A 19,827-nucleotide genomic window follows, 5' to 3' on the forward strand; every position below is an offset into this window, starting at 1 on the left:
TATCGGAACGCCTCCCCGTCGACGGAGACCGAGCGCAACCACTCATCGACGCTCAGTAAGGTGGTGGGCAAATGACCCAACTGCGGCCTGCCGGACCGGCGGTAGGCCACGAGGGAGAGCGATGACCGCCGCCATCAGCGTGGACCCGCACGGCCTGGCCCAGGTCGGCCGGCAGAGCCGGGAGGTCGCGGCCGCCATGCCCGCCGAGATCGTCCGCATTCAGGGGCCGTCCGACGAGGCGGCCGCCGGGCTTCGCGGCTGGCGCACCCAGGAGGCCCTCACCCGCTGCACCCAGGCCTGGGAGGACTGCCTCCGCACGCTGGCCGCCGAGGTCGACGCCAACGGCGCCAGCCTGATCGCCACGGCCGACAACTACACCGCCACCGATGCTGCCGTGCACGGCAGCCTGTCCTGCGCCACGGCCCCCAACGGAGCGCGCTGATGGTCGACTTCACCGCCCTGCGCGACGCCCGTCCGTCCGGGCTCGGCCCCGCTGCGGACGCGTACGACGAGCTCGGCCGGGCGAACGCGGCGCACCACGAGGTCATCAAGGAGGCCGTCCGCTGGATCGTCCACGGCGGCAACTGGACCGGTTCGGCGGCCGAGGCGGCGACCAAGGCACTGGAGCGGACCGACAAGCGCCTCGACGGCTCCCACACCGCGATGCAGGGGATGGGGATCCTGCTGCGCGACGCCGCCGATGCCTTCGAACTGGCCCAGGCCAAGCTGCTGGAGGCCGTCGACGAAGCGGCTCAGGCCGGATTCTCCGTCGGCCCCGACGGCTCGGTCGACTGCCCGCCGCCGACCGAGGCCGACCGGCACGACCCCGACTACGCCGCGCTCGGCGCCCCGCAGCAGGCCCGGGTGAACGCCCTGGCGGCACGGATCGGCGGCGCCGTCGCCGAGGCCGACGCCGCCGACCAGCAGATCGCCGCGCTGCTGGACCAGTTGGCTCAGAGCGCGCGGTCCGGCTACGGCATCAACCGGGGCGCGGCCACCACCCGCCTCGACAGCATCAACGACCTCGGCCGGAAGCTCACCGCCGCGGCCTGGCCGCCCGACGACGCCTCGCCCGCCCAGGTGCACGACTGGTGGCGGAGCCTCACCCCGGCCGAGCAGCAGAGGCTGGTCAAGGAGCACCCCGAACTGCTCGGCAACCGCGACGGCATCCCCAGCGCCGCCCGCGACCAGGCCAACCGGATCATGCTGCCCCGGCTCCTCGACGCGTACCGGCGCAAGCCGTCCCCGCTCTCCGCGGCGGACCAGCGGAAGCTCGACGGCTTCGAGGCCATCCGCAGGCGCCTGGCCGGCGAACTCCCGGACGGCGGCGGGCCGGACAGCGATCCGCCGCTGCTGCTGATCGGCCTCGGCGACCAGGGCCAGGGCCGGGCCGTCCTGAGCTGGGGAGACCCCGACACCGCCCGGCACGTCTCGGCCCTCGTCCCCGGCCTCGACAGCACCCTCGCCGGTGCGGCCGGCGGCGACACGACCACCGCCCTGCGGATCCGCCAGGCCGCGGGCGAGGAGGCCACCGGAACCGCCTCGATGATCTGGCTCGGTTACGACGCGCCCCTGTGGGACGGCGGCTCCGTCCTCACCAAGGACCGCGCGGTGGAGGGAGCCGCCGGGTACGACCGGTTCCTGTCCGGCCTGCGCAGTACGCACCAGGGGGACGCCCCCGCCCATGTCACCGCGATCGGGCACAGCTACGGCTCGCTCCTGGTCGGCCAGGCGGCGCAGCGCCCCGGCGGCGTCCCCGCCGACGACGTGGTCCTGGTCGGCAGTCCCGGTGTCGGTGCCGACCATGCCTCGCAGCTGAGCGTCGGCGCCGACCACGTCTACGTCGGCTCCGCGGCGGCGGACCCGGTGAGCCACCTGCCGTCCCGGACCGATGCCGCCGCCACCGGTCTCGCCATCGGCGGCTCCGTGGTGACCAGCCCCTTCGCCGCCGTGACGGGGCACCAGGTGGACCCGCACGGGCTGTGGTTCGGCCAGGATCCGGCGAGCGCGGAGTTCGGCGCCCGACGGTTCAAGGTCGACGACGGCACGCCGACCGACTCCCACAGCAACTACTTCGGCAAGGACGGGAAGGGTGGCGACTCACTGCCCAACATCGGCCGGATCGTCGGCGGCCACCCCGACCAGATCACCCGGGTGCCGGGCCGGTGACGGTCCCCCGGCCTTCCCTTCCCGGTCCGGTGGCGCTCCAACGACTGCCCCGCGCCCAGCCGGTGACGGTCCACTGTTCTCCCCACGCTCGGCCGGTGACGGTCCGCCGCTTTCCCCGTACCCGGACGAGCGGCACCCGCACTGGCGCACCGACCGGCAGGATGCCTCGGCCGCCCGTCCTCAGTGCGCTGCTCGCCGTCTGCGCGCTGCTGCTCTGCGGCGCCTGTTCGCCCGACCCCGCGCCGGTGGTGCCGCTCGCCACCGCACACGGCCGGCTGGAGGACCTCTTCGGCGAGGCCTCGGCGGCCGTGCGGCCCCCGGTCCAGTGGACCGACCCGGCGTACACCGGATTCCCCGCGCTCTCGGGGCTCTGCGGCACCCAGGGCTGCCACCGCACCGGCCGGGCCGAACTCCAGGGCGTCCGCTGGGTCAGGACCCGGGTCTCGGCCGCCCGGTACTCCGCCCTGCTCGACCAGGTGGCCCGGAGCTGGACCGAACACGGTTACCCGGTCGAGCGCCGCGCCCAGGAGGTGGTCGTGCGGGCCGCCGGCCACACGGCGCGGCTGTGGTGGCTGGACGCCGCCACCGGGTGCGTCCGGCTGGAGAGCTCGGTGGCCGATGTCGAGGACACCGGCGGGGCGGACGGCTTCGAGACCCACCCGTTCGGACGCGGCGGTGACGGCGGCCGCAGCTGCGCCTCGGCGACGGACCCGTACTGGTCCGGGTGAACCGTCGCCTCGGGCAGCACGGCCCGGAACCGGCGGTGAACCCATGCGCCCCCGCATGCCCCGCATATGCCTTATTAGGCTCTACTTACCGGGCCGAAGCCCGGGGTAGACCTTCTGCACGACCGTCGGAAACCGAATCCCGCGCGAAGGACTGACCGCCATGCCGCGCCCCACACTCGCCCAGTTCTGCCTCGGCACCCTGATCATCGTCGCCACCACCGTGGGGCTGCTCGCGGTGTCGGGGGCGACGGGGGTGGTGGGCATCGTGGCTCTGGTCGCCGTCGCCGTGGCGCTCGGCGTACTGGTCACGGCCCTGCTGATGACCGCCGACCGACGGCGGCGCCCGCCCGCCCACCCGACATCCGACCAGCCCCGCCCCGAGCCCCGGCCCGCCGCTCGGCCCACCGCCCCGGAGTACGCCCGCCAGCGCTGACGCCCCCTGGACGGACGGGCCGTGGCGACCGGGGCCCGGTCCCGGTCGCCACGGCCCGCGTGTCCGGCGTCCCGACGTCCCGGCGTCCCGGCGTCCCAGCGTCCCGGCGTCAGGCGTCAGGCGGTCGAGACGACCACCGTCTTGGCCGCCTTGTCGTGGATGCACTGCCGGTAGGGCTTGTCGAACACCCCGAACAGACCGTTGACCGGCCACCAGAGCAGCCCGCAGCAGACCAGCGCCGGCACCACGAAGACCGCCGCCCGGGTCCACGCGGCCGCGCCGGTCGGGCCGCTCCCGTCGATGAGCATCGCGACCCGCAGCTTCATCAGCTTCTTGCCGACCGTCTGACCGTCACGGCTCAGCATGACGCCCTCGTAGACCAGGTACAGCGCGTACCCGAGCCAGGTCGCGCCGACATAGCCGTCCTGCCTGCCCAGGCTGGCGAACGGCAGCACGATCAGCGCGGCGATGACCTGGATCCCGATGTAGTCGATCAGCTTGGCGACGATCCGGTTGGGCCAGCTGCCGAGCGGCGGCATCCCGGGCACCGGGCCTGGAGCGGCGCCCGGGCCCGGCGGGTACGGCGCTCCGTACCCGGGCGGCGGGGCGCCGTACTGCGCGCCGTAGCCCGGCGGGGTGTCGTACGGGCTGCCCGACGGCGGGGTGTCGTACGGGCTGCCCGACGGCGGGGTGTCGTACGGACTGCCCGACGGCGGGGGCGCGCCGGTCGGCCCCGCGCCGGGCGGCGGCTGCCGGGGCTCGCCGTACGGCTCTGACGGGGCTCCCGGCGTGCCCTCCGCCGGGGGCTGCTGCTTGTCGAAGGAGGGCTTGCCGCCGCCCTCCGGCTCCTGGCCTGCGGAGTCGTGGCTGCTCATGGATTCGAGTAGAACATCAGCATTCCTATGATGTTGGGAAATTTAGCCCGTTTTGCGGCATCGGCTCGAGCGGTGACCACCCCTCAGGAGCGCACCACCCTGGTCCGGGCGGCACGGTCCTGCCAGCCGCGCCGCGCGGCCGGGTCGAGGAGCGGCGACAGCGCGCCGACCACCGTGACCACCGAGAGCTGCCTGACGACCCACCGGAGCAGCGACCGCCCGAGCGCGGGCGGACCGGACGGCCCCGCCGCGCGGACCACCCTGATCCCCAGCAGCCGCTTGCCCAAGGTCTGCCCGTTCCGGGCCGTCGGGACCACCTCGTACAGCAGGCCCACCAGCGCCAGCAGGCCCAGCAGCACCCCGGCCTTGCCGAGCACCACCGCATCGAGCAGCCAGACGTCCACCGCGCGGTGCGTCACCCTGGCGACGATCTGGGCGTGCTGCAACCGGTCCTGGACGTGGGCGACGGCCGAGGAGACCAGCGGCACCCCGGCGGCCACCGCGACCAGCGCGATCACCGCGCTGTCGAACAGCCGGGCGGCGATCCTGCGACCCAGACCCGCCGGAGCGGACGGGCGCGCCTGGCGCTCCGCCGGCCTCCGGGCGCCGGCACCGCGCGACGCGGGGAGCGTCGGCTTCGGTTTCCGGGCCGGGGCGGGGGCTGTAACCCTCGCTGCCGATGCCGACTTCGGTGCCGCGGCGGATTTGGGTGCCGCGGCGGTTTTCGGTGCCGCGGCCGGAGCGGCCGCGGGGGCGCGCGTCTCGCTCGGCTTCGACCACGCGGGGACGGCGTCCCAGGACACCCGCTGCGGCGCCGCACCGGGTTCCGCCGCGTCACGCCGGGCCTCGGAATCCGCCTGGCGGCCCTCGGCCCCGGTGCTCCCGCTCCGCGGAACCGGCTCGGGCCGCACGACCGGCGCACCGACCGGCTCGGGCTCCGGCTCTGGCGGCGTCACCGGCTCCGGGGCGGCGGCTGCGGGTGGCGCGGGTGACGCGGGTGGCACGGGTCCGGCCGTCGACCGCGTCCGCGACTCGAGCTCCTGCTCCGCCTCGGGCGCCAGCACGAACGAGGCCCCGCCGGAGGTCTGGTCGAAGAACAACGGCCCCGTCTCACTCACCGAGGCGGCAACGGGCGAGACGGCACCCGCCGAGCCGGCAGCGGGCGAGGCCGGAGCAGCAGGCGCCGCCGGAGCCGGGGCGGGTACCCGGGCGGGCGCCGGCGGCGGTGCGTAGCGGCCGGCGGACGGCGCGGTCTGGCGGGCGGTGAAGCGCGGGGGCTCCAGGACCTCGCCCGGTTCGGGTGCGGGTCTGCTGGTGCCGGGCACCCAGGCCGTTCCACCCCAGTAGCGGACGAATCCCGGAACGGAGGGGTCGGGGTAGTAGCCCGGCGTCGGGTCGACGGCGGTGTCCGCGCCGCCGTCGAAGGGCCGGTCCGTCATGTGGTTCTTCTTTCGTTGCAGCGCCGGGGGACGGCAAAGCAGAGGACTGCGGGCAGGAGCGTTACGGGGCGAGCAGGCCGCGGGCGGGAGCACAGCGGAGCAGGGTGGTGCCGCTGGGGCACCGGCGCAGCAGCGCAGGCGGGCGCGGACGAGCCGCCGCGCGTGCGGCGGACAGTCGTCAGGCAGTCACAAAGGGTAGTACCTTCGCGCCGTGACGGCGGGCAGTTGGAAAATCCCGGGAGATCCGCGAAAAAGTGTGTAAGACCTGACGCCCGGCGTGCTCTCTCCAGGTGAAGGGGCCCGGAAGCGGCCCCACGTACCTGGGAGGAAGCCGGTCATGGACAGGTCCGCCACCGTCGTCGAGCAGGAGCTCGAGCTCAGCCTGGTGCTCTCCGCGGAACACAGCATCCCGGTCCCGGCCCGGCTGTCGTACAACAGTCACGACCCGTTCGCCGTGTACATCACCTTCCACCTGGACAGCGGCGCGCCCGTGACCTGGGTGTTCGCCCGTGAGCTGCTGGTCGAGGGGACCTTCAGGGCGTGCGGGCACGGGGACGTCCGGGTGTGGCCCACGCGGTCGGGCCGGCAGAGCATACTGTGCCTGGCGCTCAGTTCCCCGGCGGGCGACGCCCTGCTGGAGGCCCCCCTCCCGGCCGTGGCGGCGTGGCTGGAGCGGGCGCACCGGCTGGTCCCGCCGGGCGCCGAACTCGCGACCGTCGACCTTGACAACTCCCTCGCCGAGCTGCTCGCGTGATCAGCCGTGGCGCCTCCGCGCGCTCCCGGGGGCCTCAGCGGGCCGCGGGGGCCTGCTGAAAGCCGTCAGGCGCACGGGAGCGCACGGCCGGCCGTACTCGGCCTCCGGCAGAGCGAGCCGGACGCAGTCGTCTGTCCCGGGTCGGCGGTGGCCCGCTCGCACGGTTCCCGCGTCCCGGGGCGGGGCGGGTCCGCCGTGCGCTGCCCCGTGCCGGCGCGGGGCTGCGCCTAGCGGCCTTCCGCGCCGACCTTCACCGGCCGGTGCGTCGGCGCGCTGTCGGCCCGCTGCAGCGGCACCAGCGGTGCCCCCGCCGCCCGACGGCGGGAGTGCACCCGCAGCGCGGACACCGCCAGGAACCCGAGCCCGATCAGCGGATAGACGTCGGCCGGGATCTGGAAGACGTACGGCATGAACCGGTCCCGGTCGCCCTTGTGCGGGATGATCCACATCGCGAAGGAGAAGAAGCCGAACAGCGTCGCACCGAAGATCCACCGCCAGCGGGCGCGCCGGATCCCGGCCGGCCGGGACCGCTCGTGCGCCGCCTCCGCGGCGAGCAGCACCAGCATCGGGACGCACCAGACCCAGTGGTGGGTCCAGCTGATCGGCGAGACCAGGACCGCGGTGACGGCGGCGGTGCACACGCCCCACGCCTCGGAGCGGGGCAGCCAGCGGTCGCTGCGGTACGCCCAGGTGGCGATGGCGAGTCCGGCGAGTCCGGCGAGGCCGGCGATCACGGTGGCGGTGGTGCCGGGGTCGGCGGTGTGCATCAGCCGGGCCACGGCGCCGCGGAGCGACTGGTTGTCGACGATCTCGGTCTTGCCGACCCGGGAGGAGTCGTAGAGGTACTTGGTCCAGAACCCGTGGGTGGCGTCGGGCAGGACGGCCGCGCCGATCGCGAAGGTGCCGAGGAAGGTCAGGCCGGCCACGAAGGCCGCCCGGATCCGGCCGGTGATCAGCAGGTAGACGGCGAACAGGCCGGGGGTGAGCTTGATCCCGGCGGCGATGCCGATGGCGACGCCCTTGCTGCGGCGCCCGTCGGGCCGGGTCAGGTCCCAGAGGATCAGGCAGGCGAGGGCCAGGTTGATCTGGCCGTAGCGAAGGTTGGTGAAGACCGGCTCCAGCCAGACCCCGAGGCCGGTGACCAGGACGATCCCGACCGGCCGCAGCTCACGGCGCGGCCAGCCGGCCAGCTTGAAGGACAGGTGCGCCAGCAGCGCGAGCAGGATCAGGTTGCCGCCGGTGACCGCGACCCGCAGCAGACCGACGCCGAGGTAGGCGGTCGGCACGAAGAGCATCGCGGCGAACGGCGGGTAGGTCGCGGGCAGGTTCCACTTCGTGACCCGCAACGCGTACAGGTCCTGGCCGTGGGCGACGGCGGAGCCCTCGGCCCGGTAGACGATCATGTCCACCATCGAGGTGCCGACGAAGTGCCGGACGATCGCGTACGCGAGCAGTGAGAACAGCGCCACACCGCCCGCCCTGACCAGCGCCTGCCGCGGGGCCGCGCGCAGGGCGTCGACGGGCGCGGAGAGGGCGGCGCCGACCGTACGGGCGCGCGGCCGTCCCGTCGGGGCAGCGCCGTTCTGGCCGAGCTGCCGCCGAGGCGCCCGCTGCTGCTCCTGCACCGTTGTCACGTTCCGCTCCGTCCGCCGGTTGACCAGCTAGCGACACTACCTGACTGAGCCCGGGGCGCCCCCGGCTGCGGGAACGCCCCGGTCCGGTACGGCCGGCGGACGGGCGAGCGGGCGGCGGGCTCAGCCGGTGTAGCCGCCGAGGGCCCGGGCGAAGTCCAGCGGCTGCTGGACGATGCTGCTGCAGGTCGCGTCAGCGTACGGCTTCGCGCCGCCCGGGCACGCCTTGTCCCGGGTGCCGGACCACATCGAGAGCCAGGCCAGGTGCTTGCCCGCGGCGAAGGCGGCGAGCTGCTTGGCGTCGGCGACCGTGAACACCTCGGTGGCGACGTCGTTGACGCCGATCATCGGGGTGAGGGCGACCTTCGCCCAGGCGGCGCCGTCGTCGAGGCCGAGCACGCTCTTGACCTGCGCCTGGGTGGCGGTGGCGGCGGCGATCGCGTACGTGCCCATCTTCCCGGCCGGGTTGGGGGCGACCCCGTCGCCGAAGTCCATCGCCATGATGTTGACGGCGGCGATCGCGACCCCGTTGCGCTTCGCGTCGGCCACCAGGTTGATGCCGTCCTGGGTCAAGCCGGTGGGCAGCGCGGGCAGTGTGAAGGACACGTCCAGGGTGCGGCCCTTGGCGGCGGCGGTCCGCTGCAGCTGGGCGACGGCCTGGGCGCGGCGGGTGTTGGCGGCGGTGTCGGCGAGCGCGCCGCCCTCGATGTCGAAGTCCAGCTTGGTGAGACCGTACGCGTCCACCGCCCGCTGGTACGCGGCGGCCAGCTCGGCCGGGGAGGAGCAGACGGTGGCGAGTTCGCTGCCGTTGGCACCGCCGAAGGAGGCCCTGACGTCACCACCGATCCCGCGCAGCGCGCCGATCTGCGCCGCGACGGCGTCGGCCGACAGGTCACTGACCCCGCCCCACTTGGGGGTGCAGCCGCCGCCGGAGACCAGGAAGGCGAGGTTGAAGTTCTTCACCCCGCCGGCCTTGGCCGTGGCGACCAGGTCGTAGGGCGGGTAGAGCGAGGTGTCCACGTACGGGGCGAAGCGGGCGCCGCCGGCCGGCGCGGGCGTGGCGGTGGCCGTGGACGTCGGTGTGGCCGTGGGCGTCGGGGTCGTCGGGGTGGGCCTGGCCGTGGTCGGGGTGGCGCTGGGCGTCGGCGCGGTGGTGGTCGGGCGGCCGGAGGGTACCGGGGTCGGGCCGGTGCCCGCCGTGCACGAGGTGTCGTCGATCAGGCAGTTGGCCGGCTCGGCCTGCGCCGCACCGGAGCCCTGGACGACGAAGCCCACCTCGACCGTCCTGCCGGGGTCGATCCGCCTGCTCCAGGGCTGGGGCTTCACGGTGACGTGCTGCCCGGACGCCGTGAAGGTGGCGTTCCAGAGCGAGTCGATCTTCGCTCCGGACGGCAGGTCGAAGCTGAGCGTCCAGTCCTCCAGCGCCTTGCCGCCGGGGTTGGTCACCAGGTACCGGCCGGTGTAGCCGCTCTCCCAGGTGCTGGTCCGGCTGTAGGCGGCACCGACCGAGGCCGCGCTCGCGGAGGAGGCGAGGACCATCGCACCGCCCGCGACGACCACGGCGGCGAGCGCCGACGCCCCGATGACCGTTCCCTTCCGACTCCTCCGGTGACTGCCTGAACGCCGGCTCCGCTGGGACGCCATGACCCGTTTACCTCCGCTGGACGACAGATCGGCCGGAGCTCCCCGGCCCCGGCCCCGCCGACGCTAACGGCGCGTTCCCACCGGATCGGCCCACCTCAGCCACTCCAACGCCTCCGTTAGGGCGCCTTTAAGGAACTCGCCCCGGCACTCGGCCTCTCGACGGTTCGTCAGGAGCGCGGGGGCACCCGGGATCGGTACGGCCGGGCCACCCTGAAGGACGGTCAGGCCCGTCTGCGGCGGCGGGAGGGCCGCGGCGGGTCACCGTCCGGGTGGGTGCGGAGGCGGAGGCGGAGTTCGGCACCGCCGAGGACCGCCGAACGACCGAGGGCGAGATCGCCGCCGGTGCCCTCGGCGAGCTTGCGGACGATGTCGAGGCCGAGGCCGGTGGAGCCCTCGCCGCCCTGGCCCTCGCCCCTGCGGAGGGCGGCGACCGGGTCCGCGAAGCCCCCTCCGGCGTCCCCGACCAGGAGGATGACGGAGGCCTCGGTCACCAGGACGTCCACCGAGAAGGCGGTGCCGACCGCGGTGTGCCGGAACACGTTGCCGAGCATCGCGTCCACGGCGGCGGCGAGGTCGCCGCGCTGGACGGGTACCGGCGCCGCCCCCTCGGCCCCGGCCAACTGCCAGCTGCGGCCCTCGTCCTCGGCGAGCGCGGACCAGAACCCGACCCGCTCGCGGATCACCTCGGCGGCGTCGCAGCCCACCGCGACCGCGGGTACGCCGTCGGGCGCCCGCCGCGTCGAGCGGATGATCTGGTCGACCTCGCGCTCCAGTTGGGCCACCGCGTGCCGGGTGGCGTCGGCGGCATCGCCCTCGCCCAGCCCGGCGACGTTCAGCCGGAGCACGGTGAGCGGGGTGCGCAGCCGGTGCGAGAGGTCGGCGGCGAGCTCGCGTTCGGCGGCGAGCAGGTGGACGACCCGGTCGGCCATGGCGTTGAAGGCGTGGGCGGCCTCGCGGAGTTCCTCGGGCGTGCCCTCGGCCCGGTCGCCCTCGACGGGGACGCGCACCGCGAGGTTCCCGCCGCCGAGCGAGCGGGCCGCGGCGGCCAGCCGGCGGGCGGAGGCGACGATCCGGGCGCCCATCCGGTCGGCGACCAGGACCGAGAGGGCGACCAGGGAGAGGGCGACCAGGGAGAGCACCAGCCAGGCGGTACCGACACCCCGGGTGAGGTCGCCGTCGGCGACGTACACCTCGACCACCGCGATCCGGCCGCCCTCCACGGCGACGGCCTGCAGCAGTGCGAAGCCGCCGGTGACGTGGACGGTGAAGGAGCGGGCCGGCCCGCCGGCGGAGGTCCGGCCCGCAGGATCGGCCCGGCCGGCGGCGGTGGAGACGTCGAGGGCGTCGGCCCGGGCGGTGCCGACCACGGCGTCGGCGCCGCTCCCGGTGGGCAGGTGGACCGCGACCCGGCCGCGGGCTCCGGCATCGGTGCTGGCGAGCGCGCGGGCGATGGAGTCCTGGTCGGTGGTGATGGCCAGCGCGGGGGCGAGGGCGGCGGCCTGGCGCTCGGCGGAGGTGAACACCCGCTCCCTGGCGGTCTGTTGGACCATCAGGCCGAGCGGGATCAGGAAGGCGAGGGCGACCATGGTGGTCCCGGCGACGGCCGCCTTGATCAGTGCCCGGCGCAGCGAGTGCCCGCGGCGCTCCGGCCGGCCGGCGCTCCGTGTCACGTGGGGTCACCTGACGGCGCTTCGAGGCGGACCCCGACCCCGCGCACGGTGTGCAGGTAGCGCGGCTGGGAGGCGGTCTCGCCGAGCTTGCGGCGCAGCCAGGAGAGGTGGACGTCGATGGTCTGGTCGCCGCCGTACGTCTGGCGCCAGACCTCGGCCAGGATCTCCTTGCGCGGGACGACCACGCCGGGCTTGGCGGCCAGGAAGGCGAGCAGGTCGAACTCGCGGCGGGTGAGGTCGAGCAGCCGCCCGTCGAGTGCGGCCTCGCGGCGCTGGACGTCCACCACCAGACCGCCGACCCGCAGGACCTGCGCCACCGGTGCGCTGCCGTTGCCGAACCGGCGCAGCACGGCGGCCATCCGGGCCGTCAGGTGTTCGACGGAGAACGGCTTGACGAGGTAGTCGTCGGCGCCGTCGTTGAGCAGCCGGACGATCTCGGCCTCGTCGTCGCGGGCGGTGGAGATGATCACCGGGACGTCGGTGAGCCCGCGGATCATCTTCAGGGCCTCGCTGCCGTCCAGGTCGGGCAGGCCGAGATCGAGGATGACCAGGTCGCAGCCGACCTGGGCGACCTCGCGGAGCGCCTCCAGCGCGGTGCCGACGCTGCGGACGGCGTGGCCGGAGTCGGCCAGGTGCCGGATCAGGGCGGAGCGTACGAAGGGGTCGTCCTCGACCACGAGCACTGTTGCCATGGGCCTGCACGGTACGCCATTCGGGTGTGGTGGTCTGTACCTCGGCGGCCGGGCGGGGCCCTCGGGGCCGTTCACCGGCCCGCTTCCGGGGAGTGCCGGGCGAGTTCGCGGGCCGGCGGGCCACCGGGCGGCGGAATGCGGCAGGATGTGCTCGCGATGCGGAACGGACTGGTGCAACTCACCGCCTGGGTGGCGGCCACGTCGGCGGCGGTGGCGCTGTCCTGGCTCGGTGTGCACGCCGTTCTGGCGGACGCCGCCTTCGAGGAGCCCCGGGCCGTACCGCTGCCGTCGCCCAGCGGACGGCCTGTTGACGATCCGTCGACTCCGCCGCCGGCCATCGGCGAACCCACGGCCGCCGCGTCAGGCTCCGCCGGCCCGGACTCCGCCTCGCCGACGCCGTCCGCGCCCCCGTCGCCGTCCTCCCCCGCTCCGGGTGTCGCGCACAGCTCGCAGCCGGCGGACACCTCGGTGCGCAGCTACCTGGTCCCGGGCGGGCGGGTGGCGCTGGACATGCGGCCGGACCGGGCGGACCTGGTCTCGGCGGCCCCGGAACCGGGCTGGCAGATGCAGGTCTGGCGCCAGGAGGGCTGGCTGCGGGTGGACTTCGCCCAGGGAGGCAGGGTCAACTCGGTGTTCGCCACCTGGAACGGGCACCCGCCGAACGTCCAGACCGTGGTGCGCTAGGACGCCCCCGGCGGGTCAGGCGTGCACCGAGCGGCCTGCCGGCAGGACCTCGACGGGCGGCGCACGTGGCCGGGCAGGAACAGGCCCGCTCAGCCGGTGCGTTCGGCCAGGACGTGCCGGGCGGGCCCGGCGGTGCCGATGGCGGCGAGTACGACGGCGTCGCTCCGCCGGTCCGGGACGAAGACGTCGGTCAAGAGCGCCTCCCCCTGTCCCCGGTCCGCCGGCGGTCCCCGGCCCCGTGGCGCGGTGTGGGGGGCCCGCGCCACGGGGCTGTGCAGGGAGCGTGGCGCCCATCACGCCGGCGCGCAACTGTTCCGGTTCTTCCTGGGCAAGCTGCGCGGCGGCGCCGGAGAATGACAGCCCCAGCTGGACAGGTTGCCCATCGGACGGAGCCCGCCGTGCACACCCCCCACGACGCCATCGACGCGCTCGACGGAAAGTTGATCAGACTCCTCAGCGAGGAACCCAGAATCGGGGTGCTGGAGTGCTCACGCCGTCTGCAGGTGGCCCGGGGGACGGTCCAGGCCCGGCTCGACCGGCTGCAGGCGCGCGGGGTGATCGGCGGTTTCGGTCCGCAGGTCGACCCGGCGGCGCTCGGCTATCCGGTGACGGCCTTCGCCACACTGGAGATCTCGCAGGGCCAGGGGGTGGACGTACGGGCACATCTGGCCTCGGTGCCCGAGGTGCTGGAGCTGCACACCATCACCGGCCAGGGGGACATGCTGGTCCGGATCGTGGCGCGGTCCAACGGCGATCTGCAGCGGGTGATCGACCGGGTGGTCGACTTCGAGGGGATCGTCCGGGCGTCCACGGCGATCGCGCTGGAGAACCCGGTGCCGTACCGGATCCTGCCGCTGGTCGAGCAGGCCGCCCGGGAGTAGCCGGGCCCTTGGTCTCAGCAGCTGGGGACGGACCCGCCGGTCTTCAGCGCCTTCAGGGCGTCCACCGCGCCGGACAGCGTCTTGACCGGGACCAGCCGCAGACCGGACGGGGTGTTCACCTTGGCGTCCGAGCACTCGGCCGTCGGCAGCAGGAACACCGTGGCGCCGTCCCTGGCCGCGGCCTGGGTCTTCAGCGGCACGCCGCCGACCGCACCGACGTTGCCCTGGTCGTCGATGGTGCCGGTGCCCGCGATCACCTTGCCGCCGGACAGGTCGCCGCCGCTGCCGTCACCGGCCAGCTTGTCGATGATCCCGAGTGCGAGCAGCTGACCGGCGCTCGGGCCGCCGATGTCGCCGAGGTCCACCCTGACCTTGACCTTCTCCGGTGACAGGTGCAGATAGCCGAGCGCCGCGACGGTCGCGCTGTCCTGGGACTCCGCCATCTCCTGCTGGGTCGCCTGGTTGGCCTTGACCGGGTTCTGCTGCGGGTAGACCGCCTCGGACGGCAGCACCGCCTCCTTGGGGCTCGCCCAAGAGGAGAGCGCCTCCCAGAGGCTGATCCGCTCACCCGGGCTGGTCGCCGTGATGGTCACCATCCGCAGCTGGCCCTGGGTCGGGCGGACCGGCGCGCCGGTGATGCTCAGGACCGGCTGGTCCTGGAAGTCACCGAGGACGTCCGCGGTGGAGCCGGGCATGGTCCGGGTGAACGGCAGCGGCGCGAAGGCGGCCGTCCCCAGCAGCGCGCCGACCAGCACACCGCAGAGAGTAAGGGCGCGGGTCCTCGGAGCGGTCAGCGCCGCAGGCAGCTTCACATCAGGCACACAGGCATCCAAACACACCCGCTCCCCTCCCCGCAGACGGGTCGTCTACCGGAGCGCGTCCGCGACTTCCGTCGCCGCCTCCACCACCCGGAGTCCGACCCGTTCGGGCACCAGCCCGCTGAGCATCACCACCCCGACGCTGCCCTCGATCCCGCTCAGTCCGAGCAGGGCGGCGGCCACCCCGCTCGCACCGGACTGCTCGTCCGCCTGGGTGACGGCGAGGCCCTGCTCGGGGCGGCGCTGCCCCGGGAAGGCACGCGCCTGAAGGATCGCCCGGCCGGCCGCGTTCTCGGCCAGCGAGTGCCGCAGGCCGGTCCGGTACGCGACGTGGAAGTCCGTCCAGCTCGGTTCGACGACCGCGACGGCCAGCGCCTCGTTCCCGTCCACCAGGGTGAGGTGGGCGGTGGCGCCCAGGTCCTCGGCGAGGCTGCGCAACGCGGGCAGGGCGGCCTCGCGCAGCAGCGGGTGGACCCGGTGGGCGAGTCCGAGCACGCCGAGGCCGACCCTGGCCCGGCCGCCGATGTCCCGGCGGACCAGGCCGTGCTGTTCCAGGGTGGCCAGCAGCCGGTAGACCACGGTCCGGTTGACCGCGAGCCGGGTGGCCAGTTCGGTGACGGTCAGCCCGCGTTCCGCGTCTGCCAGGAGCTTGAGGACCCGTACGCCGCGGTCCAGTGTCTGGGAGGTCTCGGTGGTCACGCGCACATTCCTTTCTGCGGCGGTGACCGACGGCGCCCGGCGGGAGGGGAGCACCGGACGGAGCGCCGGGAGGGAGGGTGGAGGTGTAGCGCGCAGGAATGGGTGTCCGCGCTTGAGCGGTGCGCCGGCATCGTCGACGAGCGCACGACCGTGCGGCGCCCGCCTGGGTTGGGTGGACCGTCGGCGAGCGATGGGCAGAACGTAGTGAAGGCGGACCCGGTGCGGAAGAGTTTGTCCAAAATCCGGGAGGTTTTCTCGGCACCTCCCATCTCGGATCGGGACATATCGGGGCATTCTCCCCGACCTCATCGATCACCAGTTCGATACCTCACCGCACTCCGGACGCCCCCGTAGCCGTGACAGCCCCCCGGCCGACCCGCGGCAGCCCCTCCGGGTGCGTTCAGCCGACCCGCAGCAACCCTTCCCGCAGCGCCACCGCGACCGCGGCGCCCCGGCTCTCGACACCCAACTTGGCGTAGATGTTGGTGAGGTGGCTCTTCGCGGTCGCCTCGCTGATGAACAGCCGGGCCGAGATCTGCCGGTTGGAGAGCCCGTCCACCAGCAGCCGCAGCACCTCGGCCTCCCGCCGGGAGAGCACCGGGATCGCACCGCGCATCCGCTGAAGCAGCCGGCCGACCGCCGCCGGCCCGAGCACCGACTCGCCGCGCGCGGCCGCCCGGACCGCGGACACCAGGGCCTCGGCGCCGGCCTCCTTGCCGATGACGCCCATCGCCCCGGCGTCCAGCGCCGCGAAGGCCTCCTGGGCGGCGTCGTACGCGCTGAACACCAGGACGGCCGGCGCGTCCGCCCGCCCGGCCAGCTGCTGCACCAGGTCCACGCCCTGCAGCTGCCCCGCCCCGAGGTTGAGGTCGAGCAGCACCACGTCGGGGACGTCCTCGGCGGGCGACCCCGCCAGCAACCGCAGCGCCTGGTCGACCCCGTCGGCCTCGCCGACCACCCGCAGGTCGGGCTGGTCCTCCAGCATCACCCGGACCCCGAGCCGCAGCGCCGGGTGGTCGTCGACCACCAGTACGCGGACCACCTCTCCGGACACCAGCCCGCCCCCCGTCCTGGCGCCGCCGCGCCGCACTGCTCGGCCTGACGGGGCGCGATCAGACGAACCACCTCGCCGGAGCCCCAGTATGACAGGGGGAGTTGACTACCCGGCAGAAGGCCGCCACCACGGCCGGACCGGCCGAAGCCGGCGCCCCCGGGCGGCATCGCCCGCCTCCCGGTCGGGGAACTCCACCGCCACGGTGGTTCCGCCGCCGGGCACCGAGTCCAGGGTCAGCCGCCCGCCGATCCGCCCGATCCGCTCCTCGAGCCCGGCGAGCCCGAGGCCCGGGCCCGGCCTCCGCTCCGCCGGCAGCCCGGCCCCGTCGTCCCGCACCAGGAGCCGCACCCGGTCGGGCAGGTGGCGGAGTTCGACGGTGACGGTCTCCGCGCCGGCGTGCCGGACCGCGTTGGCGACCGCCTCCTGGACCAGCCGCAGCGCGGCGCTCTCGGCCACCAGGCCGAGCCGCCGGGCGGTGCCGGTGATCCGCAGCCGGAGCTCGGGCGCCCGCAGGGTCGAGGCGCAGGACGATCCGGCGGGGCCGAGTTCCAGCAGTCCGCGCACGATGTCCAGATTGCGCCGGCTCAGCTCCACGTACCCGGTCAGCGCCGGGACGAGGCCGCCGGCAGCCAACTGACTCAGCGCCACCCCGGCGGTCAGGTCCTGCGCCTGACCGAGGCTCAGCAGTGCGGTGTCGTGCACCGCCGCCAGCCGCTCCCTGGCGCGTTCGAATCCGGGCGCGCCGACCGGCAGTGCCCGGTCGGCGGCACGGACCAGCAGCGTGATCGCGGCGAGGCCCTGCACCACGGTGTCGTGGGCGTCCCGGCCGATCCGCTCACGCTCGGCCAACCGCCCCTGCTCGTAGGCGACTTCCAGCCGTGCGGCGCTCGGCCCGCCGGCCCGGTCACGGTACAGCCGCCCGCAGGCGGCCAGGACGGCAGCGCCGGCCAGTCCGGGCAGCAGCACACCCGCCAGTCGCCGCACCAGGCCCCCATACCATCGACTCGCCATCGAGGACCACCGCCGATCCGATGGTTTCCACCCACCCAATTGGCGATTTCCGTCCCAGACGGTCGGCGGATGCGGCTGTTCGACCAAAGAGGGAGTCTGGTCGACAGGGCCACCCGAACAAACCGGTCAGCCGGAAAACTCCAACGACGAGGGACGATATGCGTTTTCGCGAGCAACCGGAAGATCTCTCTCCGTCGGGGCCGCCGACCCGGCGGTACCTGCGCACCCGGCTCGCGATGGATCTGGAGAGCCCGCTCGGCCCCCGCTTCCCGCTGGACGTGGAGTGCGACTACCTGGAGGACGACCCACTGGTCGTCCGGCTCACCTTCCCGGCACCCGGCGACACCCCGGTGACCTGGGCTGTCTCCCGCGATCTGCTGCTGGCCGGGCTCAGCGCACCGAGCGGCACCGGCGATGTGCACGTCCGCCCGGTCCCCGGCGGCCTGGTGGAGCTCCACCTGTACTCCGCCACCGGCTCGGCGGTGCTGCTGGCCGACGCGAACGCCCTGCACTCGGCGCTGCTGGACACCGGGCAACTGGTGCCGTTCGGTGCGGAGTTCAGCCCGGAGAGACTGCGCCGGGGACTGGAGCTGCTGCTCCGGTCCCCGGCCGGCGAGAGCTGAACGCCCCTGCTCTCCGGGCTACTTGGCCCACTCCCGGATCTTGGCGATCCGGGCCTTGAGCTGGTTGGCCGTCGCCTGCGCGGTCAGCGGGCCGCCGCACTGGCGGCGCAGCTCGTTGTGGATGGTGCCGTGCGGCTGGTTGGTGCGGTGGTGCCAGGCGGCGACCAGCGCGTTCAACTCCTTGCGCAGCTCACGCAGCTCCTGGTGGGTCACCACCGGGCGGTCCTCGGCGGGGAGTTCGAGCAGGTCGGCCTCCTCGGCGGGCCTGCCCTTGCTGCGCTGGATCTGCCGGTGCTGGCGCTTCTGCAGCAGCATGTGCACCTGGTCGGGCTCCAACAGACCGGGGATGCCGAGGTAGTCCTCCTCCTCCTCGCTGCCCGGGTGCGCCTGCATGCCGAATTCCATGGCGTTGTAGAGCACCCGGTCGAAGACCGCGTCCGAGCCCAGCGCCTCGTAGCTGAACTCCTCACCGCCGGCCGCATCAGGGCCGTCCTTGGCCTGGTTGGCCTCGGCGAGCAGGCGGTCCTCCTCGTCGAAGAGGCCCTCGCCCTCCTTCTTCGGCCGGTCGAGCACGTGGTCGCGCTGGAGCTCCATCTCGTTGGCGAAGCCCAGCAGCATCGGGATGGTCGGCAGGAAGACCGAGGCGGTCTCGCCGCGCTTGCGGGCACGCACGAAGCGGCCGACGGCCTGTGCGAAGAACAGCGGGGTGGAGATCGAGGTGGCGTAGACCCCGACGCAGAGCCGGGGCACGTCGACGCCCTCGGACACCATCCGGACCGCGACCATCCAGCGGGAGTCGCCCGCGGAGTACTCGGAGATCCGCTTGGAGGCCTCGGCCTCGTCCGAGAGGACCAGGGTCACCTTCTCGCCGCTGATCTCGCGCAGCATCTTGGCGTAGGCGCGGGCCACGTTCTGGTCGGTGGCGATCACCAGGCCGCCGGCGTCCGGGATCGCCTTGCGCACCTCGGTGAGCCGGCGGTCGGCCGCCTGCAGCACGGCGGGGATCCACTCGCCCTGCGGGGAGAGCGCGGTGCGCCAGGCCTGGGCGATCAGGTCCTTGGTCAGCGGCTCGCCGAGCCTGGCCTCCAGCTCGTCGCCGGACTTGGTGCGCCAGCGCATGTTGCCGCTGTAGGAGAGGAAGATCACCGGGCGGACGACGTGGTCGGCGAGCGCGTTCCCGTAGCCGTAGGTGTAGTCGGCGACCGACTTGCGGATGCCGTCGCCGCCCGCCTCGTACTGGACGAACGGGATCGGGTTGGTGTCCGAGCGGAACGGCGTACCGGTCAGCGCAAGCCGGCGGGTGGCGGGCTCGAACGCCTCGGAGCAGGCCTCGCCCCAGGACTTGGAGTCACCGGCGTGGTGGATCTCGTCCATGATCACGAGGGTCTTGCGGGCCTCGGTCCGGTTGCGGTGCAGCATCGGGTTGACGCCGACGCCCGCGTAGGTGACGACGATGCCGTCGTACTCCTTGGACAGCGGACCCGAGGAGTAGGCCGGGTCGAGCTTGATGCCGACCCGGGCGGCGGCCTCGGCCCACTGCTTCTTCAGGTGTTCGGTCGGGGCGACGACGGTGACCTGCTGCACCAGGTGGTTGTGCAGCAGGTAGGACGCCAGGGTGAGCGCGAAGGTGGTCTTGCCTGCGCCCGGGGTCGCGACGGCCAGGAAGTCGCGGGGCTGCTTCTCGATGTACTTGTCCAGCGCACCCTGCTGCCAGGCCCGGAGCTTGCCGGCGGTACCCCAGGGGGCACGGCCGGGGAAGGCCGGGGACAGGTGGGACGAGGGAGTTGCGGCTGCCCGGACGGAAGTCTGCGGTTCGGCGTCCGAGAACAGCGGGGCCATGGCTGAAGCGGCGGCAGTACTCACGGTCTCCGAAGGGGGGATCGTCGCAGGTCAGAGCCATGATCACGACTCCGACCCGCAGTTGGTCGGCGAGCGGACAACCCGCCCAGCCTACCGGTACTCCCCCCGCTTCGACCTCTGACGCGGGCCCGTCACACCCCGTGCACGGCCCCCTCGGCGAGC

At 74.1% G+C, this 19,827-nt stretch carries 19 protein-coding genes; 8 read left to right on the forward strand and 11 right to left on the reverse strand.

The annotated features are described in order from the left end of the window. Positions 1–121 precede the first annotated feature (121 nt). The 4 genes from ABD369_RS11990 (at position 122) to ABD369_RS12005 (ending at position 3,330) form a co-directional block, all read left to right on the forward strand. Positions 122–442, forward strand: coding sequence for a type VII secretion target (locus tag ABD369_RS11990; RefSeq protein WP_344636304.1), 321 nt, complete (start codon positions 122–124; stop codon positions 440–442). Then, entirely contained in the window at positions 442–2,169 is a 1,728-nt protein-coding gene (locus ABD369_RS11995) for an alpha/beta hydrolase (RefSeq protein WP_344636305.1), read from the forward strand. Before ABD369_RS11990 ends, ABD369_RS11995 begins: the two co-directional genes overlap by 1 nt. 161 nt (positions 2,170–2,330) lie before the next feature. After that, positions 2,331–2,897 carry a hypothetical protein gene (locus ABD369_RS12000; RefSeq protein WP_344636306.1) on the forward strand — a complete coding sequence of 189 codons (567 nt, stop codon included), beginning with the start codon at positions 2,331–2,333 and terminating at the stop codon, positions 2,895–2,897. 160 nt (positions 2,898–3,057) lie between these two features. After that, complete coding sequence (locus ABD369_RS12005; RefSeq protein WP_344636307.1) at positions 3,058–3,330, forward strand: hypothetical protein; 273 nt, start codon at positions 3,058–3,060, stop codon at positions 3,328–3,330. A 116-nt stretch (positions 3,331–3,446) separates the two neighbouring features. Here ABD369_RS12005 and ABD369_RS12010 read toward each other — a convergent pair whose 3' ends face one another. Together ABD369_RS12010 and ABD369_RS12015 are read right to left on the reverse strand one after the other, a co-directional pair. Continuing rightward, positions 3,447–4,205: an RDD family protein gene (locus ABD369_RS12010; RefSeq protein WP_344636308.1), complete on the reverse strand. Its 759-nt coding sequence runs from the start codon at positions 4,203–4,205 to the stop codon at positions 3,447–3,449. An 83-nt stretch (positions 4,206–4,288) separates the two neighbouring features. Then, positions 4,289–5,644 (reverse strand): RDD family protein, encoded by a 1,356-nt coding sequence (locus ABD369_RS12015; protein WP_344636309.1) that lies wholly within the window; start codon positions 5,642–5,644, stop codon positions 4,289–4,291. A 337-nt stretch (positions 5,645–5,981) separates the two neighbouring features. On the opposite strand from ABD369_RS12015, the gene ABD369_RS12020 reads away from it, so the two are divergent. Further along, positions 5,982–6,398 (forward strand): SsgA family sporulation/cell division regulator, encoded by a 417-nt coding sequence (locus ABD369_RS12020; protein WP_344636310.1) that lies wholly within the window; start codon positions 5,982–5,984, stop codon positions 6,396–6,398. A 227-nt stretch (positions 6,399–6,625) separates the two neighbouring features. Here the strand turns inward: ABD369_RS12020 and ABD369_RS12025 are convergent, their stop codons facing one another. The 4 genes from ABD369_RS12025 to ABD369_RS12040 form a co-directional block, all read right to left on the reverse strand. Next, positions 6,626–8,032, reverse strand: a complete 1,407-nt coding sequence (locus ABD369_RS12025) for a glycosyltransferase 87 family protein (protein WP_344636311.1) — start codon at positions 8,030–8,032, stop codon at positions 6,626–6,628. 120 nt (positions 8,033–8,152) lie between these two features. Continuing rightward, positions 8,153–9,673: a glycoside hydrolase family 18 protein gene (locus tag ABD369_RS12030; RefSeq protein ID WP_344636312.1), complete on the reverse strand. Its 1,521-nt coding sequence runs from the start codon at positions 9,671–9,673 to the stop codon at positions 8,153–8,155. A 221-nt stretch (positions 9,674–9,894) separates the two neighbouring features. After that, positions 9,895–11,301: a sensor histidine kinase gene (locus tag ABD369_RS12035; protein ID WP_344636369.1), complete on the reverse strand. Its 1,407-nt coding sequence runs from the start codon at positions 11,299–11,301 to the stop codon at positions 9,895–9,897. 38 nt (positions 11,302–11,339) lie between these two features. Then, positions 11,340–12,035, reverse strand: coding sequence for a response regulator transcription factor (locus ABD369_RS12040; RefSeq protein ID WP_344636313.1), 696 nt, complete (start codon positions 12,033–12,035; stop codon positions 11,340–11,342). A gap of 156 nt (positions 12,036–12,191) precedes the next feature. Between ABD369_RS12040 and ABD369_RS12045 the strand changes: the two genes are divergently transcribed. Both ABD369_RS12045 and ABD369_RS12050 read left to right on the forward strand, forming a co-directional pair. Continuing rightward, on the forward strand, positions 12,192–12,719 hold the full coding sequence (locus ABD369_RS12045) for a hypothetical protein (RefSeq protein WP_344636314.1): 528 nt from the start codon (positions 12,192–12,194) through the stop codon (positions 12,717–12,719). A 398-nt stretch (positions 12,720–13,117) separates the two neighbouring features. Next, positions 13,118–13,600: an Lrp/AsnC family transcriptional regulator gene (locus ABD369_RS12050; protein ID WP_344636315.1), complete on the forward strand. Its 483-nt coding sequence runs from the start codon at positions 13,118–13,120 to the stop codon at positions 13,598–13,600. A 14-nt stretch (positions 13,601–13,614) separates the two neighbouring features. Here ABD369_RS12050 and ABD369_RS12055 read toward each other — a convergent pair whose 3' ends face one another. The 4 genes from ABD369_RS12055 to ABD369_RS12070 form a co-directional block, all read right to left on the reverse strand. Further along, positions 13,615–14,421 carry a S16 family serine protease gene (locus ABD369_RS12055; RefSeq protein WP_425557594.1) on the reverse strand — a complete coding sequence of 269 codons (807 nt, stop codon included), beginning with the start codon at positions 14,419–14,421 and terminating at the stop codon, positions 13,615–13,617. A 45-nt stretch (positions 14,422–14,466) separates the two neighbouring features. Beyond that, positions 14,467–15,117, reverse strand: a complete 651-nt coding sequence (locus ABD369_RS12060; RefSeq protein ID WP_344636316.1) for an IclR family transcriptional regulator — start codon at positions 15,115–15,117, stop codon at positions 14,467–14,469. Positions 15,118–15,517: 400 nt separating this feature from the next. Further along, a complete protein-coding gene (locus tag ABD369_RS12065; protein WP_344636317.1) occupies positions 15,518–16,171 on the reverse strand; it encodes a response regulator in 654 nt (217 codons plus the stop codon). A 105-nt stretch (positions 16,172–16,276) separates the two neighbouring features. Beyond that, positions 16,277–17,182: a sensor histidine kinase gene (locus tag ABD369_RS12070; protein WP_344636318.1), complete on the reverse strand. Its 906-nt coding sequence runs from the start codon at positions 17,180–17,182 to the stop codon at positions 16,277–16,279. 236 nt (positions 17,183–17,418) lie between these two features. On the opposite strand from ABD369_RS12070, the gene ABD369_RS12075 reads away from it, so the two are divergent. Further along, positions 17,419–17,805, forward strand: a complete 387-nt coding sequence (locus ABD369_RS12075) for an SsgA family sporulation/cell division regulator (protein WP_344636319.1) — start codon at positions 17,419–17,421, stop codon at positions 17,803–17,805. 18 nt (positions 17,806–17,823) lie between these two features. Here the strand turns inward: ABD369_RS12075 and ABD369_RS12080 are convergent, their stop codons facing one another. After that, complete coding sequence (locus ABD369_RS12080; RefSeq protein ID WP_344636320.1) at positions 17,824–19,644, reverse strand: DEAD/DEAH box helicase; 1,821 nt, start codon at positions 19,642–19,644, stop codon at positions 17,824–17,826. Positions 19,645–19,827 lie beyond the last annotated feature (183 nt).

Origin of the sequence: Kitasatospora cystarginea (assembly GCF_039533515.1) — a bacterium.
Classification (GTDB): domain Bacteria; phylum Actinomycetota; class Actinomycetes; order Streptomycetales; family Streptomycetaceae; genus Kitasatospora; species Kitasatospora cystarginea.